Raw genomic sequence first — 14,264 nt, 5'->3', positions numbered from 1 at the left:
AGCACGGCCCTGCAGGAGAGACCTCATGAACCAGCCCGATGAAATGGACCTGACGCTTTACCTGCAGACAGAAGGCCGCCGGCTGGCGGCGGAACTGGCCAGGCAGCAGCCCACCGGCTCCAGCAAAACCAGGCCCTCATGCGCCCAGCAGCAATGCACCGCGGCGCAGCCCGCGCGCAGCCTCAGCGAAGCCCTGCAGCACATGGGCCTGGCCGGCGCGCATCCACGTCATCGCCGCCTGTAGGTGGCCGCCGCGACTTGGCCGCGGGCACTGGCCTTGCGCGGGCCCGCGGCCTATCATTTCAGGCAGCGCAACCGCATGCGCCTGGAGACACCATGAAGCCCCTCTTGCCCTTCACACTGGCCGGCTTGCTGCTTTTGTCCGCTTGCCCCGACGCCAAGTCGCCCAAAGCCCCTCCCAAAGTGCCCGAACCCAAAGCCGACAGCGCATCAGCGCAGGCCCTGCCGGCAGCGCCGCTGGTAGCGCTGCACGACACGCGCGCGTCCGCATGAGCGCTTTCCATGTCCGTCATGCCACGTCCATCGCGGGGTGGGTACTGCTGGGCGCCGCGGCGCTGGCCGGCTGTGCCGGCCTTGGGACCGCTGATCCGGCCGCGCAACGCGTCACCGTTGAAGGGCGGACCTACCTGGTCAGCGCGCTGACTGCCGGCACCTGGACGGCCACCTCGCAGGCCGCCGGCCCCATCTCCACCACGCCCGCCGGACGCGCCGCCCTGCTGCAGGCCATAGAGCAGCACTCGGGCTGCAAGGTCACCGACGTCGACTACTCACGCGGCGGCATGCAGCTCGATGCGCAGGTGGACTGCGCCAGCCGCCTGAAGAATTAACCGGGATCCAGGCGAAAAAAAGGGGCAGCCTGCGCCGCCCCCGGTTTGCCGAACCTCGAGTGTCGGCAAGAAACGCTAAATATCTTTTCTGAAACCGTCGCCTTATTTCGAGGCCTTCAGCGCATCACGCAAGGCCTTGACCTGGTCGTGGTTGCGCTGCGCGCCCTGGGCCTGGCGCTCCACCACGCTCTTGATGGCCAGCGGCAGGTTTTGTTTCAGGGCTTTGCGGTAGCGCGCCACGGCGGCATCCTCGCCGCGCTCGCACTCATTGAGCATGGCCTGGTCGCTGTAGGCGCTCAGCGTCGCGCGCACCGAAACCCAGCCGCGGTGCAGCGCGCCGCTGACGGAGCCGCCCTCATCGGGCTTGCCGCCCAGCTGGCGTATCAGGGTCTGCAGCTCCAGGCCCGCGGCGCGGCATTCGCCGGAATGGCGGTGCAGCAAGACCTTGATATCCTCCGAGCGCGAGTGCTCGGCGCATTCGCGGAAACCATATTCGCCGTCGCGGCAGGATTCCAGCAGGTCGTTGAGCGTGTCTATGATTTCCTCGTCATCCGCCACGCCGACGGTATCGGCGTTGCTCAGGGTGGCGGCGGTTTCAAAGGCGCTGAGCCGCTCGTGCGCGCGGTTCCAGGCCGCGCGGCTGGCCTGGCGGGCTTTCGGCCAATCCAGGGTCGAGCGTCCCCGGTAGGTATCCCAGCGGTCCGCCAGGCGCATTTCGGTTTCCTCGAAAGAGCCCGGGTAATCCCGGCGGCCCTCCACGCCCAGCCGGTAGGCCGGCGCGTAGTCGTCAAAGGGACGGCCGCTTTCGTAGTAGGGCTCCAGCGTGTGCCTGTCGCGCCAGTAAGCCTCTTCGGCCGTCGGGTCCAGCGCCTCGGCGGCTTCCTTGCCGCCCATGCCGCCGGCGATCGCGCCGGCCACGCCGCCGACAACGGCACCGGCGGGGCCGGCCACCGCACCGGCGGCCGCGCCCCCCGCCACGCCGCCCATGGCGGCACCTACGCCGGTGCCGACCGGGTGGGCGCCGGGCTCCTTGCTGATCGGGTCGAGATTGGGATCGTGTTCTTTGGCCATGGTGTGTCTCCTTGTGTGTCGAACGCAACTTGAAAAACATCCCGGCCATCGCGTGGCCGGACACTGGCAACCATGGTCGCGTGCCCGGCAAGGCCCTGCGGTCAGGCAAGCACAGACAGGCATGTAGGAGGGCGCCGCGCGCCAAAGCGTCGGCGGTGCGGCATCGCCGCTAGGCGTCGAGCTCCGGGTAGCGGCGGAAAATACCGTCCTCGTTGAAGGAAATGCGCCGTTCGCTCGCGAGGTAGCCGGCCACGCGCCTGTGCCGCGCCACGCGGTCGTGCAGGTCCATCACATGCGGCACGTTTTTCAGCGCCCGGCGAGCGGCCTTGGGGAAGGCATAGAGCAATCCCTCCACCAGCTGGAACAGCGAGAGGTCGGCATAACTGAGGCTGCCGCCCACGAGGTGCGCGCTGCCACGCGGGTTGCGCGCCAGCACGGCTTCAAACCAGGCCAGGAATTTGCGGATGCGCGCCGTCCTGAATTCTTTGGCGCGCCTGAGTGCTTCCTTCTTCTGGTCTTCGTAATAAAGGCCCGTGCCCACCGGGTGGTGGGTGTCGTGCGCCTCGGCCACGACGTCGGCAATCGTGAGCTGTATCTGGTGCGTCCACAGCCGCGCCGTTTCGCTTTTGCCGACCAGGCCCAGGCGCGGGCCCAGGTAGAGCAGGATGGCCGCCGACTGGCCGACGATGGTCTTGCCGTCCACCAGGAATGGCGGCGCGAAGGGCGGCCGCCGCACGTCGGCGCTTTCGATGAACTGCATCATCGCGGGAATGCCCTGGCCTTCGCCTTCGCAGCCGCGCGCCACATCCACGTAGTCGGCGCCGGCGGCCTCCAGCGCGAGCCGGACAAATTCGCCGCGGCCCTGGATCGTGGGCCAATAATGAAGTTCGTAAGGCATGAATGACAACTCCTGTGAGGGTCATTTCATTCTGCGCGAAGCCCGGGCTTGAATCCACGGCAAATGCCGCCGCGTCCGCTTGTCCTACGAAGATTTCGCCCTGCTCCGACAAGGCGCCGTTTTGGCGCGGCCGGCTTGAAAACCAACCCGTCCAGGCCTGCTCCGCTCTCAGCCGGCTGCGGCGATCTGCCTCAAGGCCTGCTCGAACACTTCCACCGGCTGGCCACCCGAAATCAGGTGGCGGTCGTTGATGATGACGGCCGGCACCGAGTGGATGCCCTGCGTCAGGTAGAACTGTTCGCGCTCGCGCACCTCACGCGCGTATTCGCCCGAGGCCAGCACCTCGCGCGCGCGGGTTTCATCCAGGCCCGCTTCGGCAGCCGCCTGGGCCAGCACCTCGTGTGAGGCCGGGCTCTGGCCGTCGGTGAAATAGCGCTTGAACAGCAGTTCCTTGAGCGCCTTCTGCTTGTCCGCGCCTTCAAGCTCGGCCCAGTGCAGCAGGCGGTGCGCGTCGAAGGTGTTGTAGATGCGGCTGCGCCCGCCGCCCGGCTCGTCGGCCATGCTGAACTTGAAACCGACCTGGGCGCCGCGCGCGCGTATGTTTTCGCGGTTGGCCTGGGCCTGGGCGGGCGTGATGCCGTATTTCTCGGTGATGTGCTCGGTGATCTCCTGGCCCTCGGGTGCCATTTTGGGATTGAGCTCAAAGGGCTGGAAATGCAGTTCAGCCTGGATGTCGCCGCGCACGCGCTCCAGCGCCTGGTCCAGCGACTTCAGGCCAATCACGCACCAGGGGCAGGAAACGTCGGACACAAAATCGATCTTGAGCTGGGTGGTCATGGGAAGGCCTTGAGAAGTTGCTGTATGGGTTTCGCCGGCCCGATTTTGGCCCGCAGCCAGCCAGCTTGCGGTCCGCCCCGGGATATTCAAGTACCCCCACCGGGGTTAATCCACCAACGGCACCACGGCCTGGCGCCATCCATGGCAGCCCGTTTCAAGAAACTGTCACACAAGCTTCCTAAGATTCCGGCAGCGCAGCGGCCTTGCCCTGCGCCGTGGCGCGGGCACAGCGCCGCTTCGCATCATTCCCCACCCGCAACTGGAACACACAACAATGTCCGACCTGGCCACCCCATCCCTTCCCTCACGCCGCACCGCCCTGAAGTTCCTGGCGACCGCGCCCATGCTGCCGCTGGGGGCACTGGCGTCCAGCACCCTGCTGTCGGGCTGCGCCACCGGCAGCGGTCCCGCCGCCGCGGGTAACTACCTGTCTTCCAGCTTCACCTCCATGGCCGCGCCCTCACTGGCCGACACGGCCGCCATGGCCACCACCACCGTGGGCTCCAGCCTGCAGGTCCGGCTCAAGGACAACAGCACGCAAAGCTACCGGCTGGCCTACCAGCCCTTCTTCGTCACCGGCGACATGGTGCCGGATGGCAAGGGCGGCACCATCCTGAGCGGCGGCTATGTGGACATCAACAACCAGCCCATCATCGACCGCTCGGTGCCCGGCAAGGAACGCCAGATGTTTTCCGACTCGCCCGACGGCACCTCGCTGCTGGGCCTGCCGAACGCCAACGTGGCCGGCGTCAAGGGCAAGGCGGTGTTCGCCGTCGTGCAGTTTGAATACACCACGCGCGACCAGGCCGGCGCCGACGCCTACGGCAACCTGCCCTCGCCCATCGCCGTGCTCACGCTGGACCAGGACCCCGCCACCGGCAAGCTCAGCCTCGTGAAGTACCACAACGTCGACATGTCCAAGGCGCACGGCCTGTGGATCACCTGCGGCGCCAGCCTCTCGCCCTGGAACACCCACCTCTCCAGCGAAGAGTACGAGCCCGACGCGCCTTTCGCCGCGGAAAGCGCGCAGTTCAAGAAGTTCAGCAAGAACGTCTACGGCGACGAGACCAAGGCCAACCCCTACCACTACGGCCACCTGCCCGAAGTCACCGTGCACCCCGACGGCACCGGCACGGTCAAAAAACACTACAACCTGGGCCGCATCTCGCACGAACTGGTCCAGGTCATGCCCGACAACCGCACTGTGCTGATGGGCGACGACGCCACCAACAGCGGCCTCTTCGTCTTTGTGGCCGACCGCGAGAAAGACCTTTCGTCCGGCACCCTGTATGTGGGCAAGCTGGGCTCGGGCTTCTCGGTCGACCCGGCGGCCGAAGGCGCGAAGATTTCCTGGATCAAGCTGGGCCACGCCACGAGCGCCGAAATCGAAAAAATGGCCGACACACTCAAGCCGGCCGACATCATGACGGTGCACAAAACCGACCCGTCCGACGCCAGCTTCACCAAGGTCTTCTACAACGGCAACGCCAACTGGATCAAGGTGAAACCCGGAATGGAAAAAGCCGCGGCCTTTTTGGAAACCCACCGCTATGCCTACCTCATGGGCGGCAGCATGGGTTTTTCCAAGATGGAAGGCACCACCGTCAACATCAAGGACAAGATCGCCTACTCGGCGCTGCAGAACATGCAGGACTCCATGGTCAAGACCGGCAAGGGCTGGAACGCGGCCAGCGGCATCGCGCTCGACAAGGCGCTGATCGCCGGCGGCGTGATGATGCACAAGCTGGACGGCGGCCAGAAGGACTCGGCCGGCAACGCCATCAACAGCGAATGGATGCCGGTGCACACCAAGGCCCTGCTGGTCGGTGAAGACATCGCCGGCGACGCGCTGGGCAACAAGGCCAACCCCAACAGGGTGTCCAACCCCGACAACCTGAAGTTCTCGGAAAAAATGCGCACCCTCTTCATCGGTGAAGACAGCAGCACCCACGTCAACAACTTCATCTGGGCCTACAACGTCGACACCCAGCAGCTGTCGCGACTGATGTCCATGCCCTCGGGCGCCGAAGCCACCGGCCTGCACGTGGTGGACGACCTCAACGGCTGGACCTACATCATGAGCAACTTCCAGCATGCCGGCGACTGGATCCCGTCGCTGCACGGCAAGGTGCAGGCCACGCTGGACCCGCTGGTGCGCGCGAACTACAAGGACCGCTACGGCGCGGCCGTGGGCTACCTGACGGCCGACCCGAGCAGCATCAAGCTGGGTTAAGCCCACAATCCGGGCCGTGCAATTGCATGGCCTGGATGGCTCCCCGCCGTTCGCCCTGGGTTTGCCAATCCTTTCGGCAGCCTCAGGGCGAACTGCATTGGCGCGCGGTATCAGCGCACCGTCTTGTGCATCGTTACACCGTTCTTCCCTAGAATGCCGGAAAGCCCGCGACGACCTTGCCCGGGCACCGACCGCCCACCGGGAACACCATGCACTACCGCCACGACGACCTGATCCATTACGCGCAAGCCCTGCTGACCGCCGCCGGGCTGGAGCCGGCCAAGGCCACAGCGGTGGCGGAAATCCTCGTCGAGGGCGACCTCATGGGCCACAACACCCACGGCCTGGCCCTGCTGCCCGGCTACCTGGGCGAGCTCGAATCAGGTTCCATGGAAAAGCTGGGCACGCCCACCGTGCTGGCCGACCACCCCGCCGCCCTGACCTGGGACGGCCGCCGCCTGCCCGGCCCCTGGCTGGTGCTTGAGGCCATGGCGCTGGCCGCCGAACGCGCCGCCGCCCAGGGCAGCTGCACCGTGGTGATACGGCGCAGCCACCACATCGCCTGCCTGGCCGCCTACCTCAAGCGCGCCACCGACCAGGGCCTGCTGATGCTGCTGACCTGCTCGGACCCCAACACCGCCAGCGTCGCGCCTTTCGGCGGGCTGGACGCGGTGTTCACGCCGAACCCGGTCTCGGCCGGCATCCCCACGGGGGGCGTGCCGGTGCTGATGGATGTCTCCACCTCGGCCACCACCAACGGCATGACCAACCGGCTTCACAAGGAGGGCAAACGCCTGCCGGCCGCCTGGGTCATGGACGGCCATGGCGCGGCCAGCGACAACCCTTCGGTGCTGTTTGAAGAACCCAAGGGCACCATACTGCCGCTGGGCGGCATGGACTCCGGCCACAAGGGCTACGGCCTGAGCTTGCTGGTCGAGGCCCTGACCGGCGGCCTGGCCGGCCACGGCCGCGCCGACCCCAAGGAAGGCTGGGGCGCCACGGTGTTCCTGCAGATCCTGGACCCGCGCGCCTTCGCCGGCCTGGAGACCTTCGAGCGGCAGACCGGCCACGTCGCAGACGCCTGCCGCGCCTCGCGCCCCGCGCATGCAGGCACGGCCGTGCGCACGCCCGGCGAAAAAGGCATCGCGCTGGCCGCCCGGCAAAAGCAGGACGGCGTGGCGCTCTACCCGTCCATACTGCCCACGCTCTCCAGCTGGGCCATCAAGCTAGGGGTGGCGGAGCCGGTCGCCGTTCCCTGAAGCACAGGCTTTCCGGGAACAAAACTGTCCGACCCGCCGGCACTTGCCGGTTCGAGGCTTAGTCCTACTACAAAAGCTTTCCAAAATTCCGCGGAGCTTCCGCATGCCGGGGGTTTGTCCCTAGACGGGGAATTTGTCAGCTTCACATAATTAGTGCGTCGTCCAAACTAATTCCAAAGTGCTGCGCATTCGGAGGAACGACCACGGGATTGATCTGAGCTCAAAAACACATGCCTGTCTGGGCAAAAACCATCGGAGACACTCAATGAAATTCAAAGCATCCCTTACTGCCATCGCACTCAGCCTGGCCGCCGCCGGCGCATTTGCGCAGGTGACGGTCGGCGTCAGCTGGTCCAACTTCCAGGAGGAACGCTGGAAAACTGACGAAGCCGCCATCAAGACGCAGCTTGAAAAGCTGGGCGCCAAATACATCAGCGCGGATGCCGCGGGCTCTCCCGAAAAACAGCTGGCGGACATTGACGGGCTGATGGCCAAGGGCGCCAAGGTCCTGATCGTGCTGGCCATGGACAAGGACGCCATCCTGCCCGCCGTGAACAAGGCCGCCAAACAGAAAGTGCCCGTCATCGCCTACGACCGCCTGATCGAGGCGCCCGGCGTGTTCTACATCACCTTCGACAACAAGGAAGTCGGCCGCATGCAGGCCCGCGCCGTGTTCAAGGCCAAGCCCAAGGGCAACTACGTGATGATCAAGGGCTCCCCCACCGACCCGAATGCCAATTTCCTGCGCGAAGGCCAGCAGGAAGTCATTGACGCCGCCGTCAAGAAGGGCGACATCAGGATCGTGGGCGAGGAATACACCGAGGGCTGGAAGCCCGAAGTCGCGCAGAAAAACATGGAACAGATCCTGACCAAGACCGGCGGCAAGGTCGATGCGGTGGTCGCCTCCAATGACGGCACCGCCGGCGGCGTGGTGGCGGCGCTGAGCGCCAAGGGGCTCAAGGGTGTGCCGGTATCGGGCCAGGACGGTGACTTTGCCGCCCTGAACCGTGTGGCCGTGGGCACCCAGACCGTGTCGGTCTGGAAGGACGCCCGCGACCTCGGCAAACAGGCGGCCAGTGCGGCGGTCAATCTCGGCGCCGGCAAACCGGTCGAGGGCGCAAGCTCCTGGAACGGCGGCGAGAAAAAGATCGCCCTGCAGGCCCAGTTCCTGAAGCCCGTGCCCATCACCCGCGACAACCTCGACGTGGTGCTCAAGGCCGGCTGGATCAAAAAAGACGAGCTCTGCAAGGGCGTCACCGGCAACGTCGCCGGCTGCAAGTAATACAGGCCTTCCAGGCACCCGCTCCCCGTCCTGCGCAGGCAGGCAAGGCAACCGGCCTGTAGGTTGCCCGGGAGCGCCGCACCCCCAAAAACCATGCAACTGCCCTTTCGAATCCCGCGCGACACCGCCATCGACTGGCGGCTGGTCTTCATGGGAGGCGTGCTCGCCGTCCTGGCGGGTGTGTTCCAGGTCCTGTCGGGCGGCATTTTCCTGTCGCCTGAAAACCTTTACAACATCGCCCAGCAAACCGCGGTGGTGGGCATCGTGTCCACCGTCATGGTGCTGATCATCGTGGCGCGGCACATCGACCTGTCGGTCGGCTCGGTGATCGGTTTTGTCGGCGTGCTCATCGCCTACCTTCAATACACCCTGGGATGGTCCTGGCCGGCTGCGTCGCTCGCCGGGTTGGCCGCGGCACTCGTGGTATCGGTGTACCAGGGATGGCTGACGGCCATGCTGGGCGTGCCGTCTTTTGTGGTCACGCTGGGGGGCTTGATGTCCTTGCGCGGCGCGGCCTTCCTGGTGGCCGACGGCAAGACCCAGCCGGTCAGCGACGAGTTCTTTTTGCAGCTGGGCGGCGGCTACGACGGCGGGATCGGGGTGACCGCCACCTGGGTCCTCACCGCCTGTGTCAGCATGGTGCTGGTGGTCCGCAGGGTTCTGGGCCGCCGCGCCTCGGCACGCCACGGGATGCCCCAGCAGCCCGTATGGGTGGACGTGTTGCTGGTGGCCGCGCCCGTGGCCCTGCTGGCGGCATTTGCCACGGCCATGAACAGCTACCAGGTCACCAACAAGGACGCGCCCCAAGGCATCCCGATACCGGTGCTCATCTGGGCGGCCGTGGCCGTGCTGATGTCCTTCATCTCACGCCGCACCCGTTTTGGCCGTTATGTCTACGCCATGGGCGGCAACCCCGACGCCGCGGTGCTGGTCGGCATACCGGTCAAGCGGGTCACGCTCATGCTGTTTGCGCTGCTCGGCGTTCTCATCACCATCGCGGCCATCGTGTCGGTGGCCCGCCTGAACGCGGGCACCAACTCGCTGGGCACCGGCATGGAACTGTTCGTGATCGCCGCCGCCGTGATCGGTGGCACCGCGCTGGCCGGTGGCAGCGGCACCATCATCGGCTCGGTGCTGGGCGCGCTCATCATGCAGTCGCTGGACAGCGGCATGCTGCTGCTGGATGTTTCCATCGGAAAACGCATGGTCATCATCGGGCAGGTGCTGATTGTGGCGGTGGTGTTTGACGTGCTCTATCGCAAGTGGGCGCAGGAAAGCTGACATGCAAACCATGCCAACCATGCAACCCACCAACGAACCCCTGGTCCAGTTCAAGGACATCCGCAAGGCCTTCGGCGGCGTTCACGCCGTCGACGGCGTGAACCTGAACCTGTATGCGGGCGAAGTGGTCGCCGTGCTGGGCCACAACGGCGCCGGCAAATCGACCCTGATGAAAATGCTGGCCGGCGCCTTCCCCATCGACTCGGGCGAGATCCACGTGATGGGACAGAAAGTGAACCTGCGGACCCCGGCCGACGCGCAGCGGGAGGGCATAGAAACCATCTACCAGACGCTGGCCCTGGCCGACAACCTGGACGCCGTGGCCAATCTCTTCCTGGGCCGCGAAAAAATGACGGCCTGGAACACGCTGGACGACTACTTCATGGAGGCGCAGGCACGCAAGGTGTTCGGCCGCCTGAATAAAAACTTCACCAACATCCACACCCCGGTGCGGCGCCTGTCCGGCGGGCAGCGCCAGGTGGTGGCCATTTCGCGCGCCATCTACTTCAATGCCCGCATCCTGATCATGGACGAGCCCTGCGCCGCCCTGGGCCCGGAAGAGTCCGCCATGGTTGCCAACCTGGTGCTCCAGCTCAAGGCCGAGGGCGTGGGCATTTTCCTGATCACGCACGACATGCAAGATGTGTTTTCGCTCAGCGACCGTGTCTCGGTGATGAAGAACGGCCGGCTGGTCGGAACGTACCGCACGGCCGACCTGGACGAGGACCAGATCCTCGGCATGATCATCGCCGGCAAGCCGCCGCCAGGACGCGAACAGGCCCCGCACCGTAGCGCCTGATACCATGCCATCGTCCATGAAAACCACAGGCGACCAGCAACTCGTCAAGCGTATCAATCGCAGCGTGTTGATGCGCCTGCTACGCAACCAGCCGAGCCGCTCGCGCGCGCAACTGGCCAACCACAGCGGCTTGACCAAATCGACCGTCAGCCTGCTGGTGCGCGAACTCATTGATGAAGGCTGGCTCAGTGAAATCAGCATGGCAGCCGCCAACGGCGTGGGGCGGCCCTCCACGCCCCTGCAGATCGACGGCCAGTCGCGAGGCCTCATCGGCGTGGAAGTGGCGGTCGACACCGTGCGTGTGGCAAGCGTGTCCTTGCTGGGGAAGGTGCTGTGGTCGACGCAGGAGCCTTTGCGCACCACCCGGCCCGAAGACGTCTGTTGCCAGGTCGCCGGCCTCGTGGTCATGGCCCAGGCGCAGCTGGTCTCGCGCGGCGCGCAACTCTCGGGCGTGGGCATAGGCCTGCCCGGCGCGTTTGACGAAACCACCGGCGTGCTCCGCTTTGCCCCCAACCTCGGCTGGCGCAACGTGGACTTTGTGCCGCAGATCACCCAGGCGTTGACGCAGGCGGGCCTGCCCCCGGTGCCGGTGCATGTGCAAAACGAAGCCGACACCGCCGCGCTGAGCGAGTACGAGTTCTCGGAGAACGACGGCAAGGATTCGCTGATTTTTGTGAGCTGCGATGTGGGCGTGGGCGCGGGCATCGTGCTCAACGACAGGCTGTTTACCGGCATGCGGGGCATGGCCGGTGAGATCGGCCACAGCGTCCTGGAGCTCGACGGTCCCGCCTGCTCCTGCGGGCGGCGCGGCTGCGCGGAGGCCTTTATCGGTTCGGGCGCCCTGGGCCAGCTGGCGGATGCCCGCCGGTCGGGACACTACCTGGGCGTACTGCTGCAGAACCTGTGGACCACCTTTGATCCCAGCGTTCTGGTGGTGGGCGGCTCCTCATGCCTGCGCTTTCCCGACATGGTGAAGGTTGCCCAGGAAACGCTGCAGAACTACGCCACCGATGCCGGCGTCAGCGCTCCCACGGTGCGCGTCGCGCGCTACGGCCTGCTGGCTTCAGCGGTAGGGGCCGCCGCCCTGGTGCTGCACCAGTACCTGCGCCCCATGCATCCGTCGGGCCGCCTTGTGGGCAATGGCCGCCCGGCGCGGGGCCAGGTGCGTTTTTCGGAGCCCAGCCAGCTTTCCCGGAGCCAATGAACGGGGCAACAGGCTTTGCGCCGCTGCGCAGGGCTTCATGGCTCGGGAGGCCGGGCCGGTTCAAGGTCATCCGAACTCAGTTGAGAAATCCTGATCTCGTCGTGCCATGCATGCGGACTTCCTGCAAGGGTGAAAATATGGCGTAGACCTGCCAGGCACGCCCTCCCCCCGGCTTGACCAATGGCTGGCCCTCGAAGCGGCCTTCACCCCAGACATACGGGTCCACGCCGGCAAAGGGCTGCGCCATGCGGGCATGGAGCAGCAGCTCAATATCCGAGATCTGCCGGTCCTCACGAAACAGCAGCTGGCGGCCGTCCTCGTCGCGAATGTCCCTGACAAAAGTCGTTGCCGGCACGCCGTTTTCGTCCAGGACGTAGGTGGCGCGGACATGCGCCTCTTCCAGCGCGGTCTCCTTGGGGCCGCTTTGTTGCGAGCCGGCTATCGGGCGGCCATTGCGGTAGGCGCAGGTGTATTCCGTCCACGACATACGGAGCTTGCCCGGGCCCCAAATCTCCCGCACATAGGTATAGCCGCCTTCCAGCGGACGGATCACCGTGGCTTCGCGGTCCAGCTTCAGTTCCGCGCTGGGGTCGGTGCTCAGCCGGCAGTCCTGGATGCTGGTTTTTTCAGTCCGCAGGTCAAACCTGTCCGACAGTTCCATCATTTCCCCCGGATGCTCCTGCGCAAGCCGCCCCAGCTGCCGGGCACCCTCGCGGCTGATGGCAAGGGAATGGTGCGGGTCAAGCGAAGAGAAACCATGCGCGATCGTCAATTGCACCAGGCGGTGGAAACAAAAAAAGTCCACGCCGCCGAAGCGGCCGATCAGCGGAGTCTGGTTGCCCGCGTCATCGACGAGGCCCATGAACATGGCTTGATTCGCCCCGTAGGAATAGGTGAAGTCAATGGTGAATGTTTTCATGATCTTCTGCTGCTCCTGGTTCGTACTTAAGGGGGTGACGCCAAGGCCATGCGCATCCAGCGAAGGAAATTCCTCGCCCCGAGTCCGGTGTGTGTTGTGGGCCTTGCGGCAGACGGCAGCGAAGTCCGGCGCAGGTGAGGCTGGACGGCCCCAGGGGCGCTGAAGTTCGCAATATACAAATAGCGCAGGCGTGTGTCAGCGTAAAAAATGGCAAAGCGGCATACCGCCCGGTAGCCCGGCAAGAAGGCCTCGCCGCTCTCGCAAACCATCCGTAGGCCTTTGCTGACAGGCACGGGCGCATCTGCCCGATACGGCACCGCCCCTCTGGGCCGCACAGTGGGTGCACAACATTTTGTGGAGACGAAAAAATGTCTTTTGCGCTTTACATGCTCGGTTTTGTGATCTTCCTGGCCGGCGTCATCTGGGGCGCCGTCGTTGCGGGTGTGCCGCATCTTTACATCGGCATAGGCGCGCTGATCTTCCTGGGCATAGGCATCTTCAGCGCCGTCAGCCGCACGCGCAGCAAAGACCCGTCTTAAGCGCGGGCACCGGCTGCCGGCTGTTGCAGGCTATTCCTGAGGCGACTCCGGCGAAGCTTCCTGCGCCATCAAGGCCTGCCGTAGCTGCGCCAGCACGGCGCTCGCGGCACGCAACTGGCCTTCATCCATACGCGCAGCCAGGGCATTGGCCCATTTTTTTTGGCCCGACTGTATGGTGCCCAGCGCCTTGCGGCCTTTGGGCGTGAGCCGCAGCAGCTTGGCGCGCGCATGGGCCGGGTTGTCCTGATAGGCGGTGAGCCCCTCTTCCACCAGCAAATCCGCCACGCGCTGCACGCTTTGCCGCGTCAGATTCATGGCCCGGGCAATCTGCGCCACCGACAGCGGCGCGTCCTCCACCGCGGCCAGCACCTGCCAGCGCGCCGAGGTCTGCCCGGCCGGCGCCGCCAGCGCGTCGCCGGCCGCCGTCAACAGGCCGTTGAGCTGCATCACCTGCACCACCAGCCAGCTCAGGGTGTTGGCGGCCGGCGTGCGCTCGATTTCTCCAGTGGCGGCACCCAATTTGACAGCATGCTGTCGTTTAACTATACTTCCAGACATGACAACATTCTGTCATATTTACCCGATCACCACCACCCGCCTGAAAGGATTGCCTCATGCTGAAAACCTATACCGGAAGCTGCCACTGCGGCGCCGTCCGCTTTGAAGCCGACATCGATCTCAGCAAGGGCACGGGCAAGTGCAACTGCTCCATCTGCACCAAAACCCGCAACTGGAACGCCTTGATCAAGCCCGACGCCTTCCGGCTGCTCGCCGGCGAAGACGCGCTGAGCGACTACCAGTTCGGCACCAAAAGCGGCCATCACCTGTTTTGCCGGCACTGCGGCGTGCGCTCCTACGAGCGCGGCTACCTTGAGCAGATAGGCGGCGACTACGTCTCCATCAAACTGGCATCGCTGGACAACGTCGAGCCGGACGAACTCATCAACGCGCCGGTCAACTACGCCGATGGACGCAACAACGCCTGGTGGAATAAGCCCGCCGAAACGCGGCACCTGTGAGAGCCGCCCGCAAAACCCTCCTGGCGTTGTTGCACCGCCTTGCCGTGCTGGTGCACTGTCTGCGGCGGCGCGCCT

The 14,264-nt window shown here is 65.4% G+C and carries 16 protein-coding genes; 11 read left to right on the top strand and 5 right to left on the bottom strand.

The features are described 5' to 3' along the window. Positions 1-25: 25 nt before the first annotated feature. From PMI15_RS05960 to PMI15_RS05955, 3 genes are all read left to right on the top strand, one after another. Positions 26-244: a hypothetical protein gene (locus PMI15_RS05960; RefSeq protein ID WP_007865163.1), complete on the top strand. Its 219-nt coding sequence runs from the start codon at positions 26-28 to the stop codon at positions 242-244. Positions 245-336: 92 nt separating this feature from the next. Further along, a complete protein-coding gene (locus PMI15_RS24680) occupies positions 337-513 on the top strand; it encodes a hypothetical protein (protein ID WP_007865159.1) in 177 nt (58 codons plus the stop codon). Beyond that, positions 510-848: a hypothetical protein gene (locus tag PMI15_RS05955; protein ID WP_007865156.1), complete on the top strand. Its 339-nt coding sequence runs from the start codon at positions 510-512 to the stop codon at positions 846-848. Before PMI15_RS24680 ends, PMI15_RS05955 begins: the two co-directional genes overlap by 4 nt. 102 nt (positions 849-950) lie before the next feature. Here the strand turns inward: PMI15_RS05955 and PMI15_RS05950 are convergent, their stop codons facing one another. From PMI15_RS05950 to PMI15_RS05940, 3 genes are all read right to left on the bottom strand, one after another. Further along, positions 951-1,919, bottom strand: a complete 969-nt coding sequence (locus PMI15_RS05950; RefSeq protein WP_007865151.1) for a PA2169 family four-helix-bundle protein — start codon at positions 1,917-1,919, stop codon at positions 951-953. Between the two features lie 169 nt (positions 1,920-2,088). Beyond that, entirely contained in the window at positions 2,089-2,817 is a 729-nt protein-coding gene (locus tag PMI15_RS05945) for a glutathione S-transferase (RefSeq protein ID WP_007865148.1), read from the bottom strand. A gap of 168 nt (positions 2,818-2,985) precedes the next feature. Then, on the bottom strand, positions 2,986-3,654 hold the full coding sequence (locus tag PMI15_RS05940; protein WP_007865145.1) for a DsbA family oxidoreductase: 669 nt from the start codon (positions 3,652-3,654) through the stop codon (positions 2,986-2,988). Positions 3,655-3,928: 274 nt separating this feature from the next. Here PMI15_RS05940 and PMI15_RS05935 point away from each other — a divergent pair, with 274 nt between their 5' ends. The 6 genes from PMI15_RS05935 to PMI15_RS05910 all read left to right on the top strand — a co-directional run bounded on the left by PMI15_RS05935 (position 3,929) and on the right by PMI15_RS05910 (position 11,712). Next, positions 3,929-5,887 (top strand): PhoX family phosphatase, encoded by a 1,959-nt coding sequence (locus PMI15_RS05935; RefSeq protein ID WP_007865142.1) that lies wholly within the window; start codon positions 3,929-3,931, stop codon positions 5,885-5,887. Between the two features lie 209 nt (positions 5,888-6,096). Continuing rightward, a complete protein-coding gene (locus tag PMI15_RS05930; RefSeq protein ID WP_007865139.1) occupies positions 6,097-7,146 on the top strand; it encodes an Ldh family oxidoreductase in 1,050 nt (349 codons plus the stop codon). A 265-nt stretch (positions 7,147-7,411) separates the two neighbouring features. Continuing rightward, positions 7,412-8,428, top strand: a complete 1,017-nt coding sequence (xylF, locus tag PMI15_RS05925) for a D-xylose ABC transporter substrate-binding protein (RefSeq protein WP_007865136.1) — start codon at positions 7,412-7,414, stop codon at positions 8,426-8,428. Between the two features lie 93 nt (positions 8,429-8,521). Continuing rightward, the gene (locus PMI15_RS05920; protein WP_007865134.1) at positions 8,522-9,709 is read left to right on the top strand and encodes a sugar ABC transporter permease; all 1,188 of its coding nucleotides are present in this window, start codon (positions 8,522-8,524) and stop codon (positions 9,707-9,709) included. 1 nt (position 9,710) lies between these two features. Beyond that, the gene (locus tag PMI15_RS05915) at positions 9,711-10,508 is read left to right on the top strand and encodes an ATP-binding cassette domain-containing protein (RefSeq protein WP_007865132.1); all 798 of its coding nucleotides are present in this window, start codon (positions 9,711-9,713) and stop codon (positions 10,506-10,508) included. A 16-nt stretch (positions 10,509-10,524) separates the two neighbouring features. Beyond that, on the top strand, positions 10,525-11,712 hold the full coding sequence (locus tag PMI15_RS05910) for an ROK family protein (protein ID WP_007865131.1): 1,188 nt from the start codon (positions 10,525-10,527) through the stop codon (positions 11,710-11,712). A gap of 76 nt (positions 11,713-11,788) precedes the next feature. Here PMI15_RS05910 and PMI15_RS05905 read toward each other — a convergent pair whose 3' ends face one another. Next, positions 11,789-12,631 carry a hypothetical protein gene (locus PMI15_RS05905; protein WP_007865129.1) on the bottom strand — a complete coding sequence of 281 codons (843 nt, stop codon included), beginning with the start codon at positions 12,629-12,631 and terminating at the stop codon, positions 11,789-11,791. Between the two features lie 368 nt (positions 12,632-12,999). Between PMI15_RS05905 and PMI15_RS25070 the strand changes: the two genes are divergently transcribed. Then, positions 13,000-13,170 (top strand): hypothetical protein, encoded by a 171-nt coding sequence (locus PMI15_RS25070; protein ID WP_007865126.1) that lies wholly within the window; start codon positions 13,000-13,002, stop codon positions 13,168-13,170. Between the two features lie 30 nt (positions 13,171-13,200). Here PMI15_RS25070 and PMI15_RS05895 read toward each other — a convergent pair whose 3' ends face one another. Beyond that, complete coding sequence (locus PMI15_RS05895) at positions 13,201-13,689, bottom strand: MarR family winged helix-turn-helix transcriptional regulator (RefSeq protein ID WP_202948884.1); 489 nt, start codon at positions 13,687-13,689, stop codon at positions 13,201-13,203. Positions 13,690-13,784: 95 nt separating this feature from the next. Between PMI15_RS05895 and PMI15_RS05890 the strand changes: the two genes are divergently transcribed. Further along, positions 13,785-14,189 carry a GFA family protein gene (locus tag PMI15_RS05890; RefSeq protein WP_007865123.1) on the top strand — a complete coding sequence of 135 codons (405 nt, stop codon included), beginning with the start codon at positions 13,785-13,787 and terminating at the stop codon, positions 14,187-14,189. Positions 14,190-14,264: the final 75 nt, after the last annotated feature.

Source organism: Polaromonas sp. CF318 (genome assembly GCF_000282655.1).
Taxonomy (GTDB): domain Bacteria; phylum Pseudomonadota; class Gammaproteobacteria; order Burkholderiales; family Burkholderiaceae_C; genus Polaromonas.
This window is presented reverse-complemented; position numbering and strand designations above follow the sequence as displayed.

What these genes read in the sequence shown, in the direction of transcription:
- PMI15_RS05960 (WP_007865163.1), top strand. Translation starts at nt 26, where the DNA reads ATGAACCAGCCCGATGAAATGGACCTGACGCTTTACCTGCAGACAGAA.
- PMI15_RS24680 (WP_007865159.1), top strand. Translation starts at nt 337, where the DNA reads ATGAAGCCCCTCTTGCCCTTCACACTGGCCGGCTTGCTGCTTTTGTCC.
- PMI15_RS05955 (WP_007865156.1), top strand. Translation starts at nt 510, where the DNA reads ATGAGCGCTTTCCATGTCCGTCATGCCACGTCCATCGCGGGGTGGGTA.
- PMI15_RS05950 (WP_007865151.1), bottom strand. Translation starts at nt 1,919, where the DNA reads ATGGCCAAAGAACACGATCCCAATCTCGACCCGATCAGCAAGGAGCCC.
- PMI15_RS05945 (WP_007865148.1), bottom strand. Translation starts at nt 2,817, where the DNA reads ATGCCTTACGAACTTCATTATTGGCCCACGATCCAGGGCCGCGGCGAA.
- PMI15_RS05940 (WP_007865145.1), bottom strand. Translation starts at nt 3,654, where the DNA reads ATGACCACCCAGCTCAAGATCGATTTTGTGTCCGACGTTTCCTGCCCC.
- PMI15_RS05935 (WP_007865142.1), top strand. Translation starts at nt 3,929, where the DNA reads ATGTCCGACCTGGCCACCCCATCCCTTCCCTCACGCCGCACCGCCCTG.
- PMI15_RS05930 (WP_007865139.1), top strand. Translation starts at nt 6,097, where the DNA reads ATGCACTACCGCCACGACGACCTGATCCATTACGCGCAAGCCCTGCTG.
- xylF (WP_007865136.1), top strand. Translation starts at nt 7,412, where the DNA reads ATGAAATTCAAAGCATCCCTTACTGCCATCGCACTCAGCCTGGCCGCC.
- PMI15_RS05920 (WP_007865134.1), top strand. Translation starts at nt 8,522, where the DNA reads ATGCAACTGCCCTTTCGAATCCCGCGCGACACCGCCATCGACTGGCGG.
- PMI15_RS05915 (WP_007865132.1), top strand. Translation starts at nt 9,711, where the DNA reads ATGCAAACCATGCCAACCATGCAACCCACCAACGAACCCCTGGTCCAG.
- PMI15_RS05910 (WP_007865131.1), top strand. Translation starts at nt 10,525, where the DNA reads ATGAAAACCACAGGCGACCAGCAACTCGTCAAGCGTATCAATCGCAGC.
- PMI15_RS05905 (WP_007865129.1), bottom strand. Translation starts at nt 12,631, where the DNA reads ATGAAAACATTCACCATTGACTTCACCTATTCCTACGGGGCGAATCAA.
- PMI15_RS25070 (WP_007865126.1), top strand. Translation starts at nt 13,000, where the DNA reads ATGTCTTTTGCGCTTTACATGCTCGGTTTTGTGATCTTCCTGGCCGGC.
- PMI15_RS05890 (WP_007865123.1), top strand. Translation starts at nt 13,785, where the DNA reads ATGCTGAAAACCTATACCGGAAGCTGCCACTGCGGCGCCGTCCGCTTT.